At 58.9% G+C, this 23,972-nt stretch carries 23 protein-coding genes; 16 read left to right on the top strand and 7 right to left on the bottom strand.

All coding sequences use genetic code 11. The features are described from left to right. Nucleotides 1-6 precede the first annotated feature (6 nt). Complete coding sequence (locus tag Q674_RS41090; protein ID WP_011786463.1) at nucleotides 7-183, top strand: DUF6435 family protein; 177 nt, start codon at nucleotides 7-9, stop codon at nucleotides 181-183. Nucleotides 184-216: 33 nt separating this feature from the next. Here the strand turns inward: Q674_RS41090 and Q674_RS28090 are convergent, their stop codons facing one another. Together Q674_RS28090 and Q674_RS28095 are read right to left on the bottom strand one after the other, a co-directional pair. Continuing rightward, entirely contained in the window at nucleotides 217-561 is a 345-nt protein-coding gene (locus Q674_RS28090) for a chaperone modulator CbpM (RefSeq protein WP_022992427.1), read from the bottom strand. Between the two features lie 11 nt (nucleotides 562-572). After that, nucleotides 573-1,532, bottom strand: coding sequence for a DnaJ C-terminal domain-containing protein (locus tag Q674_RS28095; RefSeq protein WP_023008541.1), 960 nt, complete (start codon nucleotides 1,530-1,532; stop codon nucleotides 573-575). A 255-nt stretch (nucleotides 1,533-1,787) separates the two neighbouring features. Between Q674_RS28095 and Q674_RS28100 the strand changes: the two genes are divergently transcribed. From Q674_RS28100 to Q674_RS28130, 7 genes are all read left to right on the top strand, one after another. Continuing rightward, nucleotides 1,788-2,561 carry an SGNH/GDSL hydrolase family protein gene (locus Q674_RS28100; RefSeq protein ID WP_011786466.1) on the top strand — a complete coding sequence of 258 codons (774 nt, stop codon included), beginning with the start codon at nucleotides 1,788-1,790 and terminating at the stop codon, nucleotides 2,559-2,561. 68 nt (nucleotides 2,562-2,629) lie between these two features. Next, nucleotides 2,630-3,652 (top strand): hypothetical protein, encoded by a 1,023-nt coding sequence (locus tag Q674_RS28105; RefSeq protein ID WP_023008543.1) that lies wholly within the window; start codon nucleotides 2,630-2,632, stop codon nucleotides 3,650-3,652. 57 nt (nucleotides 3,653-3,709) lie between these two features. Further along, the gene (locus Q674_RS28110) at nucleotides 3,710-4,945 is read left to right on the top strand and encodes an MFS transporter (RefSeq protein ID WP_051993039.1); all 1,236 of its coding nucleotides are present in this window, start codon (nucleotides 3,710-3,712) and stop codon (nucleotides 4,943-4,945) included. A gap of 90 nt (nucleotides 4,946-5,035) precedes the next feature. After that, on the top strand, nucleotides 5,036-5,737 hold the full coding sequence (locus Q674_RS28115; protein ID WP_227501202.1) for a DUF3348 family protein: 702 nt from the start codon (nucleotides 5,036-5,038) through the stop codon (nucleotides 5,735-5,737). Further along, nucleotides 5,734-7,806, top strand: a complete 2,073-nt coding sequence (locus Q674_RS28120; protein ID WP_023008546.1) for a DUF802 domain-containing protein — start codon at nucleotides 5,734-5,736, stop codon at nucleotides 7,804-7,806. Before Q674_RS28115 ends, Q674_RS28120 begins: the two co-directional genes overlap by 4 nt. After that, nucleotides 7,806-8,459: an OmpA family protein gene (locus Q674_RS28125; protein ID WP_011786471.1), complete on the top strand. Its 654-nt coding sequence runs from the start codon at nucleotides 7,806-7,808 to the stop codon at nucleotides 8,457-8,459. The genes Q674_RS28120 and Q674_RS28125 overlap by 1 nt, the downstream gene beginning before the upstream one ends. 2 nt (nucleotides 8,460-8,461) lie before the next feature. Then, on the top strand, nucleotides 8,462-9,076 hold the full coding sequence (locus Q674_RS28130; protein WP_023008547.1) for a DUF2894 domain-containing protein: 615 nt from the start codon (nucleotides 8,462-8,464) through the stop codon (nucleotides 9,074-9,076). Nucleotides 9,077-9,114: 38 nt separating this feature from the next. Here Q674_RS28130 and fba read toward each other — a convergent pair whose 3' ends face one another. The 4 genes from fba to tkt form a co-directional block, all read right to left on the bottom strand. Beyond that, nucleotides 9,115-10,179: a class II fructose-bisphosphate aldolase gene (fba, locus tag Q674_RS28135; protein ID WP_023008548.1), complete on the bottom strand. Its 1,065-nt coding sequence runs from the start codon at nucleotides 10,177-10,179 to the stop codon at nucleotides 9,115-9,117. Between the two features lie 66 nt (nucleotides 10,180-10,245). Next, a complete protein-coding gene (locus Q674_RS28140; RefSeq protein WP_023008549.1) occupies nucleotides 10,246-11,406 on the bottom strand; it encodes a phosphoglycerate kinase in 1,161 nt (386 codons plus the stop codon). Nucleotides 11,407-11,497: 91 nt separating this feature from the next. Continuing rightward, nucleotides 11,498-12,526 (bottom strand): type I glyceraldehyde-3-phosphate dehydrogenase, encoded by a 1,029-nt coding sequence (locus Q674_RS28145; RefSeq protein WP_023008550.1) that lies wholly within the window; start codon nucleotides 12,524-12,526, stop codon nucleotides 11,498-11,500. After that, nucleotides 12,526-14,526 carry a transketolase gene (tkt, locus tag Q674_RS28150; protein WP_023008551.1) on the bottom strand — a complete coding sequence of 667 codons (2,001 nt, stop codon included), beginning with the start codon at nucleotides 14,524-14,526 and terminating at the stop codon, nucleotides 12,526-12,528. Before tkt ends, Q674_RS28145 begins: the two co-directional genes overlap by 1 nt. Before the next feature lie 236 nt (nucleotides 14,527-14,762). Between tkt and Q674_RS28155 the strand changes: the two genes are divergently transcribed. The 7 genes from Q674_RS28155 to Q674_RS28185 all read left to right on the top strand — a co-directional run bounded on the left by Q674_RS28155 (nucleotide 14,763) and on the right by Q674_RS28185 (nucleotide 21,914). Then, nucleotides 14,763-15,764 carry a metalloregulator ArsR/SmtB family transcription factor gene (locus Q674_RS28155; RefSeq protein WP_023008552.1) on the top strand — a complete coding sequence of 334 codons (1,002 nt, stop codon included), beginning with the start codon at nucleotides 14,763-14,765 and terminating at the stop codon, nucleotides 15,762-15,764. Between the two features lie 143 nt (nucleotides 15,765-15,907). Continuing rightward, complete coding sequence (metK, locus tag Q674_RS28160; RefSeq protein ID WP_023008553.1) at nucleotides 15,908-17,098, top strand: methionine adenosyltransferase; 1,191 nt, start codon at nucleotides 15,908-15,910, stop codon at nucleotides 17,096-17,098. Nucleotides 17,099-17,171: 73 nt separating this feature from the next. Beyond that, nucleotides 17,172-18,566, top strand: a complete 1,395-nt coding sequence (gene ahcY, locus Q674_RS28165) for an adenosylhomocysteinase (RefSeq protein ID WP_011786485.1) — start codon at nucleotides 17,172-17,174, stop codon at nucleotides 18,564-18,566. Nucleotides 18,567-18,578: 12 nt separating this feature from the next. After that, nucleotides 18,579-19,448, top strand: a complete 870-nt coding sequence (gene metF / locus Q674_RS28170; RefSeq protein WP_011786486.1) for a methylenetetrahydrofolate reductase [NAD(P)H] — start codon at nucleotides 18,579-18,581, stop codon at nucleotides 19,446-19,448. A 204-nt stretch (nucleotides 19,449-19,652) separates the two neighbouring features. Then, on the top strand, nucleotides 19,653-20,411 hold the full coding sequence (locus Q674_RS28175) for a transporter substrate-binding domain-containing protein (RefSeq protein WP_023008554.1): 759 nt from the start codon (nucleotides 19,653-19,655) through the stop codon (nucleotides 20,409-20,411). A 29-nt stretch (nucleotides 20,412-20,440) separates the two neighbouring features. Continuing rightward, nucleotides 20,441-21,154, top strand: coding sequence for an amino acid ABC transporter permease (locus Q674_RS28180; RefSeq protein WP_011786488.1), 714 nt, complete (start codon nucleotides 20,441-20,443; stop codon nucleotides 21,152-21,154). Between the two features lie 13 nt (nucleotides 21,155-21,167). Then, nucleotides 21,168-21,914 (top strand): amino acid ABC transporter ATP-binding protein, encoded by a 747-nt coding sequence (locus Q674_RS28185; RefSeq protein WP_011786489.1) that lies wholly within the window; start codon nucleotides 21,168-21,170, stop codon nucleotides 21,912-21,914. A 9-nt stretch (nucleotides 21,915-21,923) separates the two neighbouring features. Here Q674_RS28185 and Q674_RS28190 read toward each other — a convergent pair whose 3' ends face one another. Further along, the gene (locus Q674_RS28190; protein ID WP_011786490.1) at nucleotides 21,924-22,412 is read right to left on the bottom strand and encodes a DUF2505 domain-containing protein; all 489 of its coding nucleotides are present in this window, start codon (nucleotides 22,410-22,412) and stop codon (nucleotides 21,924-21,926) included. Nucleotides 22,413-22,611: 199 nt separating this feature from the next. Between Q674_RS28190 and Q674_RS28195 the strand changes: the two genes are divergently transcribed. Beyond that, nucleotides 22,612-23,961: an adenosylmethionine--8-amino-7-oxononanoate transaminase gene (locus tag Q674_RS28195; protein WP_023008555.1), complete on the top strand. Its 1,350-nt coding sequence runs from the start codon at nucleotides 22,612-22,614 to the stop codon at nucleotides 23,959-23,961. Nucleotides 23,962-23,972 lie beyond the last annotated feature (11 nt).

A 23,972-nucleotide genomic window follows, 5' to 3' on the forward strand; every position in this document is an offset into this window, starting at 1 on the left:
CCAGCCATGCTGGGATTTCTGAAGGGCGACCCGAAGAAAAAACTGCAGAAAGCCTATGAGGAAAAGCTCGCCAAGGCGCTGCATGCACAGCGCAATGGCGATTTGCGTAGTCACGGCACGCTGATGGAGGAGGCCGAGAAGATCTACGCCGAAATACAGGCACTGGAAAAGTCCGGGCGCTGATACAGGCGTTCAGCCCCCGGGACAATAATACGGCTACTCGCCCATCAGTTGGCGAATGCGCTGGTTCAGACGGTCCACCTCCCGCCGCATGTCCTGGACTTCGTCCAGCAGCTCCAGCGACATCGCCAGCCCGGGCAGGTTGAGTTTGAGATCCCGCTGCAGGCGCAGCGCTTTCCGCAGACGACTCAGAGCGGCCACGTCAAATTGCCACTGGCGCATTTCCGGCACCTCGTCCAGCGGCGAGATGACTCCATAATCCACCAGTTTGATCACAAACTCTGCATGGCAGTCCCCACGTTCGCAGATTTCCCGAAGCGAGAAGGTGCTGCCATCGGTGTCGGTGACTTCCACCGTCAGAATCCGGTCTTTGCTCGTCATGTTCGCCTCCCTCACACGTGCAGCTTGCTGCGCGGATTAAAGCCTTTCTCCAGCTCAGCCAGCTTCTCGTAGAGTGCTTCAGCTTCCGCCGTGTGCTGTTCCGGCATGGCCACTTGCAGTACCACAATCTGGTCGCCCGGATGTTTACCCGGGAAGCCTTTGCCCTTGAGCCGGAGTTTGCGCCCGCTGGTGGCCCCCTTCGGTACCTTCACATTCACCTTTCCGCTCACCGTTGGTACTGTGACCGTCGCACCCAGGGCGGCCTCCCACGGGGAGATTGGTACAGTCACGAACACATCCCGGCCCTCAATGCTGAAGTGTGGATGTGGCGCCAGTTCCACTTCGATAAACAGATCGCCAGACTCACCACCACCAACGCCGGGCGCGCCCTGGCCTTTGAGCCGGATGTGCTGCCCTTCCCGCATACCCGCGGGGATCTTTACTTTCAGGGTTTTCTGGCGTGGTATCAGGCGGCCCTGGTCATCGGGTTCATGAACCGTAAACGACACCTGTTTCTCGCAACCGTTAAAGGCCTCTTCAAGAAACAGGGCCAGCCGGGCATGCACATCCTCACCCCGCATTCTCATGCTCTGGCGAAAACCGCCACCACCGAAGCCCCCACGCCGGCCGCCGCCGAAGATTTCCTCAAAAAAATCACTGAACTGACGAGCGTCGGCCTCTGTGTATCCTCCGCCGCCAAAGCCGGAGGCACTCTGCCAGCCCGGTGGCGGCTGGAATGAACCATCGTCTCGGGTGCCGTACTTGCGCAACTGGTCGTACTCGGCCCGTTTCTCGGGGTCCTTCAGTACTTCATACGCTTCGCCCACATCTTTAAAACGGTCGCTCGCATCGGCTTCTTTGCTGACATCCGGGTGATATTTCCGCGCCAGCTTACGGTAGGCCTTCTTGATTTCCTCGGGCGTGGCAGACTCACTCACACCAAGGACGGCGTAATAGTCTTTGAAATCCATGGTGCTCCTCGCATCTGAGCAAATAGGTTTCTCTGATTACCTATATTTGACGCTGATGGAAAAAATACAAGCCAGTGCTGATCGCCACTTGAGACAGGTCAAGCACTGAGAGGCGGTTCACAATGACCGACTGATGGCCGGATCTGACAACTCCGAAGCCTCTTCTCCCATTCTGCAAACCAGCGCCCATGGACGATATTGAAAGGGCAGTACCCATAGACGGACCGTCTATCCCTTACACAAGGAGTTCAAACAATGACAATTAATGAACACCGTTCGTTCCTGCCCGATCTCCTGGGCAAAACCCTCAAACCAGCCATGGCACTTGGCGCAGCACTGCTGTTTACCGGCTGCAGTGAACTCGGCTATCTGCTCAGTAACGACAAGGTGACCGACGCCGATAACGACCAGGTCGTTTTCGTTGGCGATTCCATCTTTGCCCTCTCCGGTGAAATCCAGAATCAGCTGGAAGCAAAAGCCGGCGAAACCTTCCGGCGCTATACGGTCTCCGGTGCAGAGCTGTCCGGTGAGCTGATTGCCCCGTCTATTCCCAATCAGTTCCGGGAAGCCGTCACAGACAACCCGGATATCAAAACCATTGTCGGTGATGCCGGCGGGAACGATATTCTGATTCCGGCGATTGCCTTCAACTCCAACAACTGCAAGACACCCTGGTGGCGCTTCGGGCGCCTGAGCCAGCAATGCCGGGATTTCATCGATGATATCTATGTGGAAGGCGTGGATTTCCTGAACGAGATGGCGGAAGCCGGCGTTCAGAAGGGCATTCTTACCGGCTACTACTACACCAAAAACGGCCTGTTCCGGCTGGATGACATGAAAGAGGCGGTGGACTACGGCAATGCCACACTGGCCAAGGCCTGCGAGAACTCGGTACTGGACTGCACATTTGTGGATCCGCGCTGGGTAATCAACGACCGCGACATCATCTTTGATGGTATCCACCCGGCGGATAGCGGTTCGAAAAAGATCGCTGATCTGATCTGGCCGAAACTGCAACCGCTCCTCTGAGCCCCAGGTGTCCCGGCCGAACGGCGGCCGGGACCGCATACGGCAAAACCAATAGCAGGACCGCTGCAATGAAACCACTCAATTCCGTATTGGCGCTCGGTGCCCTGGCCTTAGTGATTGCGGGCGGTTTTCATTACTGGCCCGAGTCATCAAAGCCGGCGGCTATGCAAGCACCCAATGGTTCCACCCCCTCGCGTGCGACAGCGACGCCCACCACCGAGCCAACCCAAAGCGGCGACCAACGCGTTGTTGAACTGGCCGTTAAGTACCTGGAATTGTACGGCGACACCATCACCGAGCCGGCCACCCAGGCACGTCTGTATAACGAACGCCGAAACCTGTTGACGCGTTATCCGGATGCCGGTGACGAGCTTTTCCAGTCCGCCGTCACCACGGCCTTTCCGGAACTGGCCGACAGCATTTTCGCGTTAATGGCCAAGCTGGACCTGTATAACCGGTGGCTCGACAATCACGAGCTTCGTTTACAGGGGTTGCCGGACATGGAACGCTACGCCGAACTCTGGCAGCAACGCGAAGCGATTTTCGGCCCCCTGGCAAGCCAGATCTGGGCCGAGGAGCAGAACCCGGTGGAAGCCAAATCGCACCAGTTCCAGCAGACTCTGGCGCGGCTGGACCAAGCCAACCAGATGCCACTGACCGAACTGGCTCACCAGCTACAGACCACCGCAGACGAACTCTATGGTGCCGATCTGGCCCGGCAACTGGCGGGTTCCGGTGCGACCGGCCATGCCCTGTTCTCCATGGATAGCGTTCAACAACAACTCGCCAGCCTGCCTGCAGACAAACGCCAGCAAACCATCAACGCTCTGCGCCGCCAGATAGGCTACTCCGAAGAAACCGTTCGACAGTTGGCCGAGGAAGACCAGCGCCGGGAGGAAAAATGGCAGAAAGGCAGAGCTTACATGGCCGAAAGACGTGCCCTGGAGAACCGCCTGAACGGCGACCAACTGGAGGCCGCATTAACGGATCTTCGACAGGAACATTTCGGGTTTTCTGCTCCGACCATCGAACGGGAAGAGGACGAGGGCTTTTTCCGGTTTGAGCGCGAACGCCGCTACGGCTTGAATTAGTAAGCTAACGTCCATCCTCATAATCGCTTATAGCTGCTAGCGCACCCAATCCTGACAATGGCGGGCTTTCTCTTCCCTGATGTAATCAAGGAGATCAGATTGAGCGCCGCCACCCACAATCCCGATTCGGGCCTTCCGACCTGGCTAATCGTTTTTGCGTTAGCGATGGGCGGCTTTGGTATCGGTACCGGTGAATTCGCCATTATGGGATTGATGCCCAATGTTGCTCAGGATCTCGGCGTTTCTGAACCACAGGTAGGTCATCTTATCTCCACTTATGCGCTGGGCGTGGTGGTCGGTGCACCCATTCTGGCCATTCTCGGTGCGCAACTTTTCCGGCGGCAGTTGCTCATACTACTGATGTCCTTCTACGCGCTGGGCAACCTGGCCAGTGCCCTGGCCAGCAATTACGAATCCCTGCTGCTTTTCCGGTTTATCGCCGGACTGCCCCATGGCGCCTACTTCGGTGTTGCGGCCCTCGTGGCAGCCTCACTGGTGCCGGTACACAAGCGGGCCAAGGCGGTGAGCCAGATCATGATGGGGCTGACTCTTGCACTGCTGATCGGCAATCCCCTGGCCACGGTAATGGGGCAATCCATGGACTGGCGCTATGCCTTTGGTTTTGTTGGCCTGGTGTCTTTACTCACCGCGGTGCTGGTAACCCTGTTCCTGCCCAAAAATCATCAGGAACAAAGGCACAGCCCGTTAAGCGAAATCCGCGCCTTTAACAAACCACAAATCTGGTTTGCACTGGCCATTGGCGCTATCGGTTTCGCAGGCATGTTCGCTGTGTTCAGTTACCTTGCCCCGACACTGCTGGAAGTCACTCGAGTGGATGCTGCCTGGATTCCCGTGGCCCTGGTGGTATTCGGATTGGGCGGTTTTGTGGGCAACCTGTTTGGTGGCTGGTTGTTTGACCGGCTGCAATTCCGGGCCGTTGGCGTGATCCTGGTATTCAGCGCCATGATTCTGAGCGTCTTTCCTTCTGCCACAGGCTCATTGCCCGTCTTGCTCGTGGTCTGTTTCCTGACCGCTTTAATGGTGGCCCTGGGCCCGGCGCTGCAAACCCACCTGATGGATGTGGCAACCGGCGCCCAGACTCTGGCGGCTGCCTCCCATCACGCCGCATTCAATCTTGCCAATGCCCTGGGCCCATGGCTGGGCGGGATGGCCATTACCGCCGGCTTCGGCTGGCAGTCCACTGGCTACGTAGGAGCTGCAACCGCCGTAGCCGGGCTGATAATTTTCCTGGTTGCCTGGCGCCGGCCTGAGCCGGTGCCTGAGGCCAGATAGGCGCTCATTTCTCACGCTACAGTCATTATCATTCACTCCGCTAAGCCAGTAGAATAGCGTGCTTTGAACGCTACCTGTGCGGAAACCGGAGTGAAACCCCAGCCAATGCCCTCGCAACCTCTGGCAAATACTGGTCCCAGAGCCAGGCTATTGCGCCAACTGGATGATTCAGCGACAACGCTGGATGGCAGCCAGTTGCCCTGCTTTGCAGAGCGACTGAGCCGGCTGTTCGGCCTGGGCGACACCATGACCCTGGATGCGGCCATTGGTTATCGGGCGAAACAGCCAGGCACGCCTCAGGGCGCCGTGGTAGACCGGTTAACCGAGGAGCTGGCGACGATACGCAGGGCACTGGTTCAGCGTATTCGCGGGTTTGGCTCAGATCTGGAGTTTGATGGTGAACCCGAGCTTGAAGCCGCTCTCAATGCCTGGCTCGCACTCCAACGCAAAGTGGCGGCCAACAGCCGTCAGTTACGGGACAAGGTTCGAAAATCGATGAAAGATCAGGGCCCGAAGCTGGCTCACCTGGCCGAATTGGACGCCGTGTTTGATCAAACGATGGCCGGGTATACCGCACAGTGTTTTTCCCATATTCCCAAGGTACTTGAACAACGATTCGAGCACCGATCGACCACCCCGGAGCAAAGCCCTACCCCGGCCACAACGGCCGACTGGTTCCACCGTTACTGCGAGGAAGCGCAGTCTTTGTTACTCGCTGAACTGGATGTTCGGCTGGAACCGGTTCTGGGTTTGCTGGAGGCTTGCCACAAAGAGGTTAACAACACCCCATGAGTAAACTGTTCTTTACCCTGGCGTTTGCCATCGGCCTGGCCGTGGTAGCCTGGATTGGTGCCGGATTTGTCGGTTCCGACCTGCTGGCGCTGGCGTTTACCGGCCTGATTGGCGCCGTTTACTGCCTCGGCTTTGGCGAACTGGTGAATTTCCGCCGACAAACCCGCGAACTGAGCGCACAGGTTCATCAGCTACCTGAAAGCCAGGAGCAGGTTAACCACTGGCTTGGCACACTGCCCGCCCCGATGCAGTTCCCGGTGCAACGGCGAATTGAGGGCCATGCCGCCGCATTACCCGGCCCGCAACTGACACCCTACCTGACCGGCCTGCTGGTGATGCTGGGCCTGCTGGGCACCTTTGCCGGCATGATTGTGACCCTGGGCGGCGCTGCCTCAGCCCTGGATAACAGCACCGAACTGAGCGCTATTCGCAGCGCCCTGGCCGCACCGATTGCCGGTTTGAGTCTCGCCTTTGGCACCTCCATTGCCGGTGTGGCCGCCTCCGCTATGCTGGGGCTGGCCTCCACCCTGAGCCGTCGGGATCGGTTGCAGGCTTCCCGCGCCCTGGATAGTGCGCTGCGAGACAAGCTGCATCATCTTTCTACAGACCATCAACGCCATCAGGCGTTTCAGGCTCTGGAGAGCCAGGCCAAAGCCTTGCCCGAAATGGCCTCGGCCATGGAACGCATGACGGCACGAATGGAGCAGCTCGGCCAGCAACTGGAACAGTCCCTGACCCGAAACCAGCAGGAATTCCACAGCACGGTCGGCAGCCACTACCAGACACTGGCCGATTCTGTGGCCCAATCCCTGAAATCGGCGCTGGATGACAGCGCAAAACAGGCTTCGCAACGGATTGAGCCCATTGTTATCCATGCCATGGAGCAGCTTCAGAAAGATGCTCACAGCCTTCAACAAAGCTGGGCTAATGATGCCCGCCAGCAGTTAGCGGAACTGACCGCCGCTTTCCAGAAAACCACTGCAGAAGCCGGCGAACGCTGGCAGCAGAATCTGATTGCACAGCAGGCCCAGAACCAGGAGACGTTGGCGACCCTCTCAAAGCAGAACGAACAAACTCAAAGCCAGTTGCAGGAACAACTCCACACCTGGCTTGGCGCCATCAACGATCAGCACCAAACCTGGCTCAAGGAACAGCAGCAACAACTGGTACAGAGCTGTGAACGCCTGAACAATGCCGGAGCTGAGGTGTCGCAACACTGGCAGGCCGGTCTGGCCCGACAGCAGGCTCAAAGTGACGACATGCTGGCAGCATTCAATGAGGCGCTGACTCAATACCAAAGCCATTTCCAGACCAGCAGCACCGGGTTGATTGAGCAGCAACAGGCCGGGCTGGCGGAACTGCTCAGCACCGTTGGCGCTCAGCTCGATCAACTCCGGGAACAGGAAAGCGAACGAGTCCGGGCTGCAAACGAGCGAATGGAACAACTGGAAGCCACAGCAGCACGCCACCTGAGTGAGCTGGGCACTGCACTGGAAGCGCCCATGACCCGCCTGATTGAGACCGCCTCGGAAACACCGAAGGCCGCCGCCGAGGTGATCCGACAGCTGCAGTCGGAAATCGCCCGCAACAGCGAGCGGGAAAACGAGCTGCTGGAGGAACGCCAGCGACTGGTTCAGGAACTGGACACCCTGCTGGAGAACCAGCGCAGCACCGCTGACAGTCAGCGGGAGGCGGTGGATACCCTGATCAGCGGCGCCGGCGAAACCCTGACCGGCATCAGCGAACGCTTCAACACCCTGATCCAGGAGCAGAGCCAGCAACTGGGCAAACTGGGCGACGACATTACCGGCAGCAGCCAGGAAGTCGGCGCCCTGAGCGATGCGTTCATGCAGGCCATTGAGCTGTTCAGCCAGTCCAACCAGCAGGTCATCGCCGGCCTGGCGGATATCCAGGCAGCGCTGGACAAGGCCGGCACTCGACACGATGAGCAACTGGCCTATTACGTCGCCCAGGCCCGCGAGGTGATTGATCTCAGCGTCAGTGCCCAGAAAGATGTGATTGATGCCGCTGCGGCACTGCGCCGGGCAGAATCCAGCGAGGCCGGGTGATGGAACAGCTGGAAGGCGGCGAACAGCAATCGGCGCCGGTCTGGGCCATTTTCTCGGACCTGATGGCTGCTTTGGTGGGTATTCTGGCGCTGATTCTTGTGTGGGTGATCGGCATTCAGCTGGAGCTCAGCCAGTCCCTGGCCGAGGAAATCGAGAAGCGGGAAGCCGAAGAGCAGCGCCGGATGGCCCTGGAGCAAGCTCTCGAAGACCCTCTCACCAAAGGTCTGGTGACGTTCCGCGATGGCCGTATCGGCATCAGCGGGAACGTATTGTTCGAGCTGAATTCAGACCAGTTGCAGGCCGAAGGTGAAGAAGTACTGGAATCACTGATTCGCCCGTTACAGGCCTACCTGGAACAGCACGATGAACTGCTGATGGTGAGCGGATTCACCGACGACTTGCCGATGCATCCGGGCAATCGTTATCAGGACAACTGGGGCCTGTCGGCTCAGCGGGCCCTGACGGTTACCCGAACCCTCACAGAGCTGGGTTTGCCCAATGACCGGGTATTCGCTGCCGCCTTTGGCCCTCACCACCCGGCAGTACCCAACGTCGATGCCGAATCCCGGGCCCAGAACCGGCGGGTGGAAATCAGTACCGTGCCACGGGCGCCTTCGTCGGCTGAGGATACTGAAACCGGGGAAGGTGATTGACCATGAGCGAAGCCCCCGGCCCCTCCTTGCTGGAAAGCTTGAGGCAAAACGGCGCCGATCAGAATGACCCGGTTCGGTTCCGCTATCTGGAGTCTTTCGAGCGAAGACTGCGCTCAAAGGGGCTGCATAAGGGAACGACGCACTGGCGGAAGCTGGAACAGGCGATATCGGACTATCAGGCAAGGCTGGACAGTGCCGGGCAGCGCGATGAGCCCACACCCGATGTCGGCGGCAATTCGCCTCTTTCCGGGTTGCTGGACCAGCTGAATGAAACCCCAGAGGCATCGGTTGAAGCGCCGCAGTCGGTTCTGGAACAACGGGTGTTCGGGCAGTCGCCACAAGACCCACCAAAGGCACATCCAGCCTCAGCACCCAATAACCCGCGCCCCCTGAAAGCCATGATCAGAGCCCAGGCGAACCAGGGCCATCACGTTATTGCCGAGCGAATTCGACACGCCATTGAAAGCACACCGAAAGAAGCGGGGCCGATGAACGCGCATCGGTTGGTAAGCCGGGCTATTGCTGAGATGCAGACGTTGTCACCGGAGTATCTGGCACGATTTGCTCGCTACACCGATACGTTGTTGACGTTGGAGCGGCTGGCGAGAAAGGGATAGAAAAAAGCCCCCGGCTACGGGGGCTTTGAGCAGAAGGCTTACTTGACCTTGGGGTCCAGCTCACCAGCCTCATACCGCTCGAACATTTGCTCGAGGTTCAGCGGCTTGATCTTGCTGGCCTGGCCGGCACAGCCGAAGGCTTCGTAGCGGGCGACACAGATATCGGTCATGGCAACCATGGTGGCCTTGAGGAATTTGCGCGGGTCAAATTCCGCCGGGTTCTGGGCCATGAAGCGACGAACAGCACCGGTAGAGGCCAGGCGCAGGTCGGTGTCGATGTTGACCTTGCGCACGCCGTGCTTGATACCTTCGACGATTTCTTCCACCGGTACACCGTAGGTTTCCGGGATCTCGCCACCGAATTCGTTGATCACTTTCAGCCACTCCTGAGGTACGGAGCTGGAGCCGTGCATGACCAGGTGGGTGTCCGGGATGCGGGCGTGGATGGCTTTGATCTGGTCGATGGCCAGGATGTCACCTGTAGGCGGACGAGTGAACTTGTAGGCGCCGTGGCTGGTGCCGATGGCGATAGCCAGAGCGTCAACCTGGGTTTTCTGCACGAAGTCAGCGGCTTCTTCCGGATCGGTCAGCATCTGGCTGTGGTCCAGGGTGCCTTCGGCGCCAATGCCGTCTTCTTCACCGGCCTGGCCGGTTTCGAGGGAGCCCAGGCAGCCCAGTTCACCTTCTACGGAGACACCACAGGCGTGGGCCATTTCAACGGTGCGACGGGTCACGTCGACGTTGTATTCGTAGCTGGTCGGGGTTTTTCCGTCTTCACCCAGGGAGCCGTCCATCATCACGGAGCTGAAGCCGAGCTGGATGGAGCGCTGGCACACGGCCGGGCTGGTGCCGTGGTCCTGGTGCATGACCACCGGGATGTGTGGCCATTCTTCGATGGCGGCCAGGATGAGGTGGCGCAGGAAAGGCGCACCGGCGTATTTCCGGGCACCGGCGGAGGCCTGGACAATGACCGGGGAGTCGGTTTTGTCGGCCGCTTCCATGATGGCGCGCATTTGTTCGAGGTTGTTTACGTTAAAGGCTGGCACACCGTAACCATGCTCGGCGGCGTGGTCCAGAAGTTGCCGCAGCGAAATCAGGGCCATGGGTTGTCTCCTTCGTTGACGTTTTGAGGTTTGAATTCTGTTCGTTTTGGATTTTGGAGTGGCGTCTTAATTACCACGCTCTTCCAGCACGGCTACTGCCGGCAGGGTTTTGCCTTCCACGAATTCGAGGAACGCGCCACCGCCGGTGGAGATGTAGGAGATCTTGTCAGCTACGCCGTATTTGTCAACGGCTGCGACGGTGTCGCCGCCGCCGGCCAGGGAGAAGGCGTCGCTTTCGGCGATGGCCTGGGCGAGTGCCTTGGTGCCGTTGCCGAACTGGTCGAATTCGAACACGCCAACCGGGCCGTTCCACAGGATGGTTTTGGCGTTTTTCAGCAGTTCAGCGAACTGGCCGGCGGTTTCCGGGCCGACGTCGAGGATCATGTCGTCGTCGCTGACGTCGGAGATGTTTTTGGTCGTCGCCGTGGCGGTTTCAGCGAATTCGCTGGCGACCACCACGTCAACCGGCAGCGGGATTTCCACCCGGCTGGCGATGTCTTTGGCGGTGTCGACCAGGTCGTGTTCGCACAGGGACTTGCCTACCGGGTGGCCGGCTGCGGCCAGGAAGGTGTTGGCGATGCCGCCGCCGACGATGATCTGGTCACACACTTTTTCCAGTGCGTTGAGGACGTCCAGTTTGGTGGAGACTTTGGAGCCGCCAACGATGGCCACCACTGGCTTGGTCGGGTTGTCGAGGGCCTTGCCGAGGGCGTCGAGTTCGGCTGCCAGCAGCGGGCCGGCGCAGGCTTCGGGAGCGAACTTCGCCACACCGTGGGTGGAGGCCTGGGCGCGGTGGGCGGTGCCGAAGGCGTCCATCACGTAGACATCGCACAGGGCGGCGTATTGCTTGGCGAGGTCTTCGTTGTCTTTCTTTTCGCCCTTATTGAAGCGAACGTTTTCGAACAGTACGACTTCGCCGTCGGCCACTTCAACGCCGTCAAGGTAATCCTTGATCAGGCGGACTTCCTGGCCCAGCAGGGTGCTCAGGTGCTCGGCTACGGGCTTCATGGAGGAGGCTTCGTCGTACACGCCTTCTTCCGGGCGGCCCAGGTGGGACATCAGCATGACTTTGGCACCGGCGTCTTTGGCGGCCTTGATGGTGGGCAGCGAGGCGCGGATGCGGGCGTCGCTGGATACTTTGCCGTCTTTGACCGGGACGTTCAGGTCTTCACGAATCAGAACCCGCTTGCCGGCGAGGTTCAGGTCAGTCATTTTCTTGATGGCCATAATCAGGTTCCGTAGTTATGGGTTCAAAGGTGCAAATTTTAAGCCTAAGGCTGGAGCCTGACTCCCTTCGGGATCAGCCCCACATTATTCTTCAGGTTTTGCTCAACCAGGTTCTGCTGACATCCAGCATGCGATTGGCAAAGCCCCACTCGTTGTCAAACCAGCACAACACTTTCACCATGGTGCCGCCGGTGACTCGGGTCTGCCCGCCATCGACCACGCCGGAATGGGAATCATGGTTGAAGTCAGAACTGGCCAGCAGTTCATCGGTATAGCCGAGGATACCCTTCAATGAGCCAGCGGATGCACTGCACAGCAACTGATTCACTGTGGCTATGTCGGTCGGCTCACGCACGTTAACCACCATGTCTATAGCAGAGACATTCAGCGTTGGCACGCGCATGGCAACCGAGCTGAAACGGCCTTCCATATGAGGCAACAAGCGCTCGATACCGCGGGCTAGGCCAGTGTCCACGGGCACAATATTGTGCAGGGCACTTCGTGTGCGGCGCAGGTCCTGATGATGGTAGGCATCGATGACCGGCTGGTCGTTCATGGCGGCGTGAATCGTGGTGGTGCTGCCCTGCTCTACGCCAAAGGCATCGTCCAGGACCTTGATGACCGGCACCAGGCAGTTGGTGGTGCAGGAGCCGGCAGCTACGATCACGTCCTGACCGTTCAGGTCCCCCTCGTTAATGCCGAAGACCACCGTGCGATCGACATCCGGATCGCCCGGCTGGGAAAACAGCAGGCGCCGGGCACCGGCTTCAATATGCTTTTCCGCCGTGGCCCGGTCAGAATAGGCACCGGAGCATTCCAGCACCAGATCCACATCCAGCAGTCGCCAGGGCAGTTCCTCGGGTTCAGGATGACGCAATACGCGGATGCGGTCGCCGTTCACAACCAGGTTATCGCCATCCACGGCCACCTCACCGTGAAACCGCCCGTGGGTGGAGTCGTATTTGGTGAGGTGGGCAATGGTGTCGATATCCGACAACTCGTTGATCGCGACCACCTGCAGATGGTCGCGATAGCCGTTTTCATAAAGGGCCCGCAACACGCACTGGCCGATGCGGCCGTACCCGTTGATGGCAATTCGAAACGGCGTTGCGTTGGTCATCAGGCGTCCAGCAGTTCGTCAGCCACTTCCAGGATGTTGTCGACAGTAAAGCCGAACTCCTTGAACAACTCACCGGCCGGCGCAGATTCACCAAAGGTGGTCATGCCAACGATGCGACCGTCCAGGCCCACGTACTTGTACCAGTAGTCCGCAATGCTCGCTTCAATGGCGATGCGGTTGGTGACTTCCAGCGGCAGCACCTGCTGTTTGTACTCGGCGCTCTGGGCATCGAATACGTCAGTGGACGGCATGGATACAACACGCACCGCTTTACCCTGCTCACGCAGCTTGGCTGCAGCCTCCTGGGCCAGGCCCACTTCGCCGCCGGTGGCGATGAGAATCAGCTCCGGCGTGCCTTCGCTGTCAGACAGGATGTAAGCACCTTTCGCCACATTCGCCAGCTGCTCGGCATCACGCTGCTGGTGCGGCAGTCCCTGGCGGGAGAAAACCATGGCAGTCGGGCCATCCTTACGCTCCAGGGCCGCTTTCCAGGCCACCGCAGACTCCACGGTGTCGGCCGGGCGCCAGGTGCTCATGTTCGGGGTGGTGCGCAGGCTGGCCAGCTGTTCGATAGGCTGGTGGGTCGGGCCATCTTCACCCAGACCGATGGAATCGTGGGTAAAGACAAAGATCGAGCGCTGCTTCATCAGTGCGGCCATGCGCACGGCATTACGGCAGTATTCCATGAAGATCAGGAAGGTAGCGCCGTAGGGCACGAAGCCGCCGTGCAGAGCGATACCGTTCATGATGGCCGCCATGCCGAATTCGCGCACACCGTAATATATGTAGTTACCGGAGGCGTCTTCCTTGGTCACGCCTTTACAGCCCGACCAGATAGTCAGGTTGGAACCGGCCAGGTCGGCAGAGCCACCCATCAGCTCCGGCAGCAGCGGGCCGTAGGCGTTCAGGGAATTCTGGGACGCCTTACGGGAGGCAACGGTCTCGCCCTTGTCCTGGCATTCCTGGATATAGGCCTGGGCTTTTTCGGCGAAGTCTGCCGGCAGATCACCCGCCATGCGGCGTTTGAACTCGGCGGCCAGTTCCGGCTCGGCCTTCTCGTAGGCCGCAAATTTCTCTTCCCAGGCACTCTGTGCAGCCTGGCCTTTTTCTTTGGCATCCCACGCGGCGTAGATCTCGGACGGCACCTCGAACGGGCCGTGCTGCCAGCCCAGGGCTTCGCGGGTCAGAGCGATTTCATCGTCACCCAGCGGGGCACCGTGACACTCTTCCTTGCCCTGCTTGTTGGGGGAACCGAAGCCGATAATGGTCTTGCAGCAAATAATGGTGGGCTGTGCGGTGTTAGCACGGGCAGCTTCAATGGCCGCACGGATGGCATCGGAATCGTGACCATCAACATTGGGGATAACCTGCCAGCCGTAGGACTCGAAACGCTTGGGCGTGTCGTCGGTGAACCAGCCTTCTACTTCACCATCAATGGAGATGCCGTTGTCATCATAGAAGAACACCAGTTTACCCAGGCCCAGGGTGCCGGCCAGAGAGGCGACTTCGTGGGAGATACCTTCCATCAGGCAGCCGTCGCCCAGGAACGCATAGGTGTAGTGGTCAACAATGTCGTGGCCCGGACGGTTGAACTGAGCAGCCAGTGCCTTCTCTGCGAGCGCGAAGCCAACAGCATTGGCGATGCCCTGCCCCAGCGGGCCGGTGGTGGTCTCGATGCCCGGGGTATAACCGTATTCCGGATGGCCCGGTGTTTTGGAGTGCAGCTGACGGAAGTTCTTCAGGTCATCAATGCTGACGTCGTACCCGCTCAGGTGCAGCAGGGAATACTGCAGCATGGAGCCATGGCCGTTAGACAGCACGAAGCGGTCACGGTTGGCCCAATGCGGGTTGGCCGGGTTGTGGCTGAGGTAATCGTTCCACAGCACCTCGGCGATATCCGCCATACCCATGGGCGCACCCGGGTGGCCGGATTTGGCTTTCTGAACCGCATCCATGCTCAGCGCGCGAATGGCGTTGGCGAGATCTTTACGGGACGGCATTGACAATTCTCCAGTGTTTTTCAGGAAAAGACTTCAAGCTGCAAATACTGCTCAAAAAGAAGGCGCGTATTTTCGCCGATTAGGGTATGCCGGGGCAAATCCATATGTAGTGGTTTTCCGATGAAGCCGGCACAAAATCACCAAACCGACTGATTTCACAGAACTCATAAATCTATATCAAAAAATTTTGATATGGCTATTGATCGACCAACCGAACGCCCCTACACTTGCCAACCATGACCTCACTCAATGCACATGCGAACGAATTGTCCTCTGTGGACGTACTGGCCCCGATCTTCAAGGCGAGCGGCGACCCCCTGCGCCTGGAAATCCTGCGGGTGCTGCGGCGGGACACCTTCGGTGTGCTGGAGCTGAGCCAGATGTTCGACATGCGCCAGTCCGGCATGAGCCATCACCTGAAAGTGATGCACAAGGCCGGCTTGCTGGAGCCCCAGCGGGAAGGCAATGCCATTTTCTATCGTCGCCCGCTGAATCTGGACAGTGACAAACTGGCCGACCAGGCGATCCGCCAAATTTTCGAAACCGTCGACAGGGTTGCCCTGCCCCGGCACCTTAATGAAAAGATTGAAGCCATACGAGAGCAGCGGGCGGGGCAGTCCCAGGCCTTTTTCTCCCGGCACTCCGAACAATTCCGGGAACAGCAGGAGCTGATTGCTGCCTTTGACCTGTATGCCGAGCCTACCGCGGAACTGATTCGCAAGCGTGCAGCGAGGCAGTCATGGCTGAGCGTTCTGGAAATCGGACCGGGTGAAGGCGGGTTCCTGCCGGTACTGTCGGAGCTGTTCCAGCATGTGGTTGGCCTGGACAACAGCAAAGACATGCTGGCCAAGGCGACGCGCACCTGCATAGAGGAACACCTGAACAACGTCGACCTGATCGAAGGTGTGACCGACACCCTGCTGGCGCGGGGCGACGCCTTTGACCTGATCGTAGCCAACATGGTGCTGCACCATGTGCCCAGCCCGGCGGACATTTTTCTGGACGCCGCAGCCCTGATGAACAGTGGCGGTTGTCTGGTCGTCAGTGATCTGTGCAGTCACGACCAGGACTGGGCCAAAGAAAACTGCGGCGACCTGTGGCTGGGCTTCGAGCCGGAAGAGCTGACTTCCTGGGCGGCCGACGCCGGGCTGACCGCCGGCGAACAGCTGTTTATAGGCCTGCGCAACGGGTTCCAGGTACAGGTAAGAGAATTCTGGAAGAGTACAGAAGCGGCGTAACCAATCGCCGTCACAGGAATATCAAAAACTTTTGATATGGGTGTAGGTAGTTTTACGTATGCCCTAACAACAACCAAGGCAGCCGGTAGGTCAAACAGGACGGAGCCGGTACGAATTTGCAATCGCTCAAGAGGAGCACACCTATGTCTGACTACAACATCTTCACCTCCGAATCGGTCTCCGAAGGCCATCCGGACAAACTGGCCGACCAGATTTCCGATGCGGTACTGGATGCCATCCTGACCGACGATCCGCACGCGCGCGTGGCCTGCGAAACCATGGTCAAAACCGGCGTGGCCATCGTCGGCGGTGAAATCACCACCAGCGCCTGGGTCGATCTGGAAGACCTGGTACGCGGTGTGATCAAAGACATCGGCTACACCTCCTCTGAAGTAGGCTACGACGGCGACACCTGTGGTGTGATCAACATCATCGGCAAACAGTCCGTCGACATCGCCCAGGGCGTTGACCGCCAGAAGCCGGAAGACCAGGGCGCAGGCGACCAGGGCCTGATGTTCGGCTACGCCAGCAACGAAACCGACGTGCTGATGCCGGCGCCGATCACCTTCTCCCACCGTCTGGTTCAGCGCCAGGCCGAAGCCCGCAAGAGTGGCCTGCTGCCGTGGCTGCGTCCGGACGCCAAGAGCCAGGTCACCTGCCGCTACGAGAACGGCAAGGTTGTGGGTATCGATGCTGTGGTTCTGTCTACCCAGCACGACCCCGACGTCACCCAGGCCGACCTGAAAGAAGCGGTGATGGAGCTGATCGTCAAGCACACCCTGCCGGCTGAATTGCTGCACAAAGACACCCAGTTCCACATCAACCCGACCGGCAAGTTCGTAATCGGTGGCCCGGTGGGCGACTGTGGCCTGACTGGTCGCAAAATCATCGTAGACACCTACGGCGGCATGGCCCGTCACGGTGGTGGCGCCTTCTCCGGCAAAGACCCCTCGAAGGTTGACCGTTCTGCTGCCTACGCCGGCCGTTACGTCGCCAAGAACATCGTCGCCGCCGGCCTGGCCGAGAAGTGCGAGATTCAGGTGTCCTACGCCATCGGTGTAGCCCAGCCGACCTCCATTTCCCTGAACACCTTTGGCACCGGCAAGATCAGCGACGACAAGATCATCGATCTGGTACGCGCGCACTTCGACCTGCGCCCGTACGCGATCACCAACATGCTCGACCTGCTGCACCCGATGTACCGGGCCACCGCAGCTTACGGCCACTTCGGCCGTGATCCGTACGAGATGACCGTCGGTGGCAAGACCTTCACCGCGTTCCCGTGGGAGAAAACTGACCGTGCGGCAGCCCTGAAAGACGCTGCAGGCATCTGAACAGACCATTCTGGATAAATGGGCGTATTCCACTCCAACGAATACGCCCAAACGAAACTGACAGGAGAACACCATGAGCACTCCGGCCGAAAAACTGAACGACTTCCAGGACTACAAAGTCCGCGACATCACCCTCGCCGACTGGGGCCGCAAGGAAATCAAGATCGCCGAAGGCGAAATGCCCGCCCTGATGAAACTGCGCGAGAAGTACAAAGCGGAGCAGCCGCTGAAAGGCGCCAACATCATGGGCTGCATCCACATGACCATCCAGACCGCCGTGCTGATCGAAACGCTGGTGGAGCTGGGCGCCAACGTGCGCTGGTCATCCTGCAACATCTTTTCCACCCAGGATCAGGCCGCTGCCGCCATCGCAGCGCAAGGGATCCCGGTGTTTGCATGGAAAGGTGAGACTGACGAAGAATACGAGTGGTGCCTGCACAAGACCGTCGGTGCGGACGTAGACGGCTGGGAGCCGAACATGATCCTGGACGACGGCGGCGACCTGACCGAGCTGCTGCACAAGGAATACCCGCAGGTGATCGCCAAGTGCCACGGCGTAACCGAGGAAACCACTACGGGCGTGCACCGCCTGCAGGAAATGCTGCGTGACGGCACCCTGAAGATCCCGGCGATTAACGTCAACGACTCGGTGACCAAATCCAAGAACGACAACAAGTACGGTTGTCGTCACAGCCTGAATGATGCCATCAAGCGTGCCACCGACCACCTGCTGTCTGGCAAGAAAGCGCTGGTCATCGGCTACGGCGACGTAGGTAAGGGTTCCGCCCTGTCCCTGCGTCAGGAAGGCATGATCGTCAAAGTCACCGAAGCAGATCCGATCTGTGCCATGCAGGCCTGCATGGACGGTTTTGAAGTTGTGTCCCCATATATTGACGGCGTGAACACAGGCACCGAGCAGGGCATCAACAAGGATCTGCTGGCCAACACCGACCTGCTGGTAACCACCACCGGTAACGTCAACGTGTGCGATGCCAACATGCTGAAAGCGCTGAAGAGCGGCGCCGTGGTATGCAACATCGGGCACTTCGATAACGAAATCGATACCGCCTACATGCGCAAGAACTGGGAGTGGGACGAGGTCAAGCCGCAGGTGCACGTGATCTACCGCGACAAGGCCAGCAACGACCACCTGATCCTGCTGTCGGAAGGCCGCCTGGTGAACCTGGGCAACGCCACCGGTCACCCCTCCCGTATCATGGACGGCTCCTTTGCCAACCAGGTGCTGGCGCAGATGTATCTGTTCGAGCGCAAGTTTGCCGACCTGCCGGAAGATTCCAAGGCCAAGGGCGTTTACGTACAGGTTCTGCCCAAGCAGCTGGACGAGGAAGTGGCCCGCGCCATGGTGGAAGGCTTTGGTGGCGTGATCACCAAGATGACTCCAGACCAGGCGAAATACATCGGTGTACCGGTCGAAGGCCCGTACAAGCCGGAAAGCTACAGGTACTAATCGGACACAAACATGGAATCCCAGAAGCAATTCAAACGCCGCTTCAGTTTCGAGTTTTTCCCGCCCAAGACCGATCAGGGCAAGGAGAAGCTGCAAGCGGTGCGTAACCAGCTGGCCGAGGTGAACCCGGATTTCTTCTCGGTCACCTTCGGGGCGGGCGGTTCCACCCGGGACCGCACCATCGAGACTGTGCTGAACCTGCACCAGCAGGGCATCTCCACGGCACCGCACCTCTCCTGCGTGGGCGGTACCCGGGAAGAAATCGGCGAGCTGCTGGATGTGTATAAAGAGAACGGCATCAACCGGATCGTTGCCCTGCGCGGCGATATGCCATCGGGTATGGGCGCTTCCGGTGAACTGCGCTACGCCAACGAACTGGTGGAATTTATCCGGCAGCACAGCGGCGATCACTTCAATCTGGAAGTGGCTGCTTACCCGGAGTTTCACCCTCAGGCCCGCAACGCCGAAGAAGACCTGAAGAACTTCGCACGGAAAGTACAGGCCGGTGCCAACAGCGCCATCACCCAGTACTTCTTTAATGCTGACAGCTACTTCTACTTCATCGACCGTCTGGAGCAGATGGGCGTCACCATTCCGGTGGTACCGGGCATCATGCCCATCGTCAACTTCTCCAGCCTGGTGCGGTTCTCGGACATGTGCGGCGCGGAGATCCCGCGCTGGATCCGCAAGCAGCTGGAAGCCTACGGTGACGACACGGACAGCATCCGCAAGTTCGGTGAGGAAGTGGTCACTGAAATGTGCCAAAAACTGCTCAAGGCCGGGGCTCCAGGGTTGCACTTCTATACTCTGAACCAGGCTGAACCCAGCCTTTCCATCTGGAAGAATCTGGGCATCAGCGACCGGGAGAAAATCGCGTTCTGACACGCCTTCCCGGCCGCTGCAGAGAGGGGCTCCGGCCCCTCTTTCCCTTCATAACCGCCTGATTTCCTGCAAATCCTGTCTCCATAGTCTAAACTGTATCTGATGCATCCCCATCAACGCTCCCTGTGATGCACGGCCACAAAGAGTGCTTTCACAGACTGCCTTACCGGGCAGACGGGGCATAAAAAACAGAAAGGAGAAAGCATGAGCACGAAATGGCTGAAAACACTGGGTGCTGGTCTGGCACTGTCTGTAGCCGCAACCTCAGTCAGCGCAGAGACCCTGCGCGTGGTCACCGACCCAAGCTTCGTCCCGTTTGAAATGATGGACCAGGAAACCGGAGAAATGATCGGTTTCGATATGGAGATCATTGCCGAAGTCGCCGAACGTGCAGGCTTTGATTACGACCTCAACACCATGGACTTCAACGGCATTATCCCGGCCCTGCAAACCGGCAACGTGGATATTGCCATCGCCGGCATCACCATTACCGATGAGCGCGAGGAAATCGTCGATTTCTCCGATCCTTACTACGATTCCGGTCTGCGTATCCTGGTGAGCCAGAACAACGGCGACGTTGATGAAATGTCGGACCTGGAAGGCATGAAAGTCGGCACCAAGATTGGCAGTACCAGCTATGACTTCCTGATGAAAAGCCTGGACGACAACGACGGTGTAACGCCTTACCCCGGCAGCTCGGACATGTACATGGCGCTGATGTCCGGTGCCGTTGATGCGGTTTTCTACGATGCCCCAAACGTTGGCTACTTCGCCAGCACCCGTGGCAAAGGCAAGGTCAAGACCGTCGGCCCCCTGTATGAAGGCCAGCAGTACGGTATTGCCCTGAAAAACGGCAGTAAATGGGTCGGCCCGGTTAACGAGGCCCTGGCAGAAATCAAGGAAGACGGCACCTACAAGACCATTTATGAAAAATGGTTCGGCCCCATGCCTGAAGACAAATAACCCGCCACTCGAACCGGCCGGGGCACACAATGCCCTGGCCGATTCCTCCCAACCCAACGGAGAAACACACTGTGGAATTCCAGTTTCAGTTTGACTGGCAGGCGGCCATCAATTCCATTCCCTACCTGGCCAAGGGTATTCCCTACACCCTGATGATTTCCTTCGGTGGCCTGGCCATCGGTTTTGTTCTGGGCATCGTGTTCGGCCTGCTCAGCATCAACAAGAATTGGTTCTTGCGCTGGCCCGCCACTGCCTACATCGAGATTTTCCGCGGCACCCCCATCCTGGTACAGGTGCTGTTTATCTTCTACGGCCTGCCCGACCTGGTTGGCGGCCCGATCGACCCGCTGACAGCCGGTATTGCCGCGATCGCCCTTAACTCCGGTGCCTATATCTCCGAAGTGGTCCGTGGCGGCGTGCAATCCATCGACAAAGGCCAGACCGAAGCCGGTCTGTCTCTGGGCCTGTCACGCTCCCAGACTTTCTGGAACATTGTCTGGCCCCAGGCCTTCCGACGCATGATTCCGCCTTTGGGCAACCAGGCCATCGTCAGCATCAAGGACACCTCACTGTTCTCGGTCATCGGCGTGGGCGAACTGGTACGCCAGGGCCAGGTGTACATTGCCAATACCTTCACCGCATTCGAGGTGTATTTTGTGGTGGCCATCATGTACCTGGCCATTACGCTGTCCCTGTCACTGATCCTGCGGCTGCTTGAGCGCCGTGGTGTAGCGTCTGCCTGAAGGAGCCCGAGCAATGACACAGATTGTAAAAATGAAGGGCATGAACAAATACTTCGGCAAACTGCATGTCCTCAAGGATATCGACCTGACCGTGGAACAGGGCGAAGTGGTGGTGATCATCGGCGCCAGTGGCTCCGGCAAATCCACCCTGATTCGCTGCGTGAATGGCCTGGAAGAATACGAATCCGGGTCGCTTGAGGTGGATAACCACCCTCTGGCCCCGAAAGGCGGAAATCAGAACAGCCTGGCGGAAATCCGCAAGGAAGTGGGCATGGTGTTCCAGCAGTTCAACCTGTTCCCGCACCTGACCGTGAAAAAGAACATCATGCTGGCGCCCATGAAGGTGAAAAGAACGGCCGAAGTGGTTGCCAACGCCACCGCCGAACGCCTTCTGGAACGTGTAGGCATCGGCAACCAGGCCGATAAATACCCAAGCCAGCTATCCGGCGGCCAGCAACAGCGGGTGGCCATCGCCCGAGCTCTGGCCATGGAACCCAGGCTGATGCTGTTCGACGAACCCACGTCAGCGCTGGACCCGGAAATGATCGGGGAAGTGCTGGATGTCATGAGGGAGCTGGCCAGAGAAGGTATGACCATGATGGTCGTCACCCATGAAATGGGCTTCGCCCGCGAGGTGGCCGACCGGGTGATTTACATTCACGAAGGCCAGATTGTCGAGGAAGGCAAACCCGACGAGGTGTTCGATAACCCTCAGAATGAGCGCACCCAGGCATTCCTGTCCCGGGTACTGGCTCACTGACCCTCGCGTTTAAAGCAACTGGCGGATGACGTCATACTCACGTTCAATCTTGGCGTGGGAGTCATCCGCCAGAAACTTCGCAATCTTCCGGCCCAGAAACGGCACCTCGCACAGCACCGACAGGCTCACGTAGTTGATACACCGGTCGCCGTTGCCCAACAGCCGCATCGCGCCCTTGATCTTCGCCGGCACGCCGTCAATACGCACCCGAAACTCGCAGTGCCACTCGTCATCGTCTTTGCGGAACCAGTGCTCTTCCTGCCGCACCCGGTTCCATTCCCGGTGGAAACCGGAAAGCACACCCGGCACCGGTGCCGAGGCGGTCATTTCCCGCTCGATCACCAGTTTGGCCGACATTTCGTCCTTTTTCAGCTCGGTCACCCTGAGATTGCGGGCGCCCAACTGCTCGTTTTTGTTACGTATGTGCGCCTCATCGAAGAAACGCTCGATCACCTGATCAAGCCCCCGCTCGTAGGGGTGCTCCAGATTGAGTTCCATGATTACCTCCGAACCTGTCTTACCCCTATTGTTGCGGCCACCCGGCGTGGCAACATTGGCCGGGCGGGCAAGCAAACCGGGCAAGCAAGCCAGACCGATTGGTTCACATTCTGGCGCTGTTAAGCGATGGCCCGGGCAAGTATCATGTGAGGATTTTAACAAACCGAACAAACGGCCCGGGAGCTGACAGGAGACTACAATGCGCAATGCCGATCTGGTCGCACGGGATCTTAAATCCGTGTGGCACCCGTGCACCCAGATGAAAGACCACGAAACCCTGCCCCTGATCCCCATCAAACGGGGCGAAGGTGTCTGGCTGGAGGACTTTGAGGGCAACCGCTACATCGACGCCGTCAGCTCCTGGTGGGTTAACCTGTTCGGCCACGCCAATCCGCGCATCAACTCCGCCATTCAGGAACAGATCGGCCAGCTCGAACATGTGATTCTGGCCGGTTTCAGCCATGAGCCAGTGGTTAATCTGTCAGAACGGCTGATCGAGGTAACACCGGAAGGCCTGAACAAGTGTTTCTATGCCGACAATGGTTCCTCGGCCATCGAAGCCGCTCTGAAGATGAGTTACCACTACTGGAAAAACCACGGCAAACCGGGCAAAAAGAACTTCGTTAACCTCAGCAACAGCTACCATGGCGAAACCCTGGGCGCGCTGGCCCTGGGCGACGTTGCCCTGTACAAGGACACCTACCAGCCGCTGCTGATGGAAGTGCTGACCGCCCCCTCACCGGACGCCTACAACAAAGAGCCGGGCGAAACCGATGAAGAGTACGCCCTGCGCCAGTTCGAGGCCATGGACAAACTGCTGGCCGAGAAACACGACGAAATCTGCGCTGTGGTGGTGGAGCCGTTGATCCAGTGCGCCGGTGGCATGCGCATGCACCACCCGATTTACCACACCAAACTGCGGGAAGCTTGCGACCGTTACGGGGTGCACCTGATCGCGGACGAAATTGCCGTCGGCTTTGGCCGCACCGGTACGCTGTTCGCCTGCGAACAATCCGGCATCACCCCCGATTTCATGTGCCTGTCCAAAGGACTGACTGCCGGCTATCTGCCGCTGTCTGTGGTGCTCACCACCGACAACGTCTACAACGCTTTCTACGACGACTACGAAACCATGCGCGCCTTCCTGCACAGCCACAGCTACACCGGCAACCCCATCGGCTGCGCCGTCGCCCTGGCCACGCTCGACATCTTCCGGGATGAGAACGTCATCGAAAACAACCGTCAGCTGTCCCGCTGTATGGCCGAGTCCGTTGCCCATCTGGCCGACCACCCGAACGTGGGCGATATCCGCCAGCACGGCATGACCATGGCCATTGAAATGGTCAAAGACAAAGCCAGCAAAACCCCGTTCCCCTGGCAGGAACGCCGTGGCATCAGAGTGTATAAACATTCACTCACCCGCCAGGCCTTGCTGCGCCCCCTGGGTAACGTGCTGTACTTCATGCCGCCCTACGTGATCACCGAAGAACAGATTCGCCATCTGGCTCAGGTGGCCACCGAAGGCATCGAAATCGCGGTCAAGGACTGAGAACCGCCGCC

The sequence above is a fragment of the Marinobacter sp. EVN1 genome (assembly GCF_000475375.1).
Taxonomy (GTDB): Bacteria; Pseudomonadota; Gammaproteobacteria; order Pseudomonadales; family Oleiphilaceae; genus Marinobacter; species Marinobacter nauticus.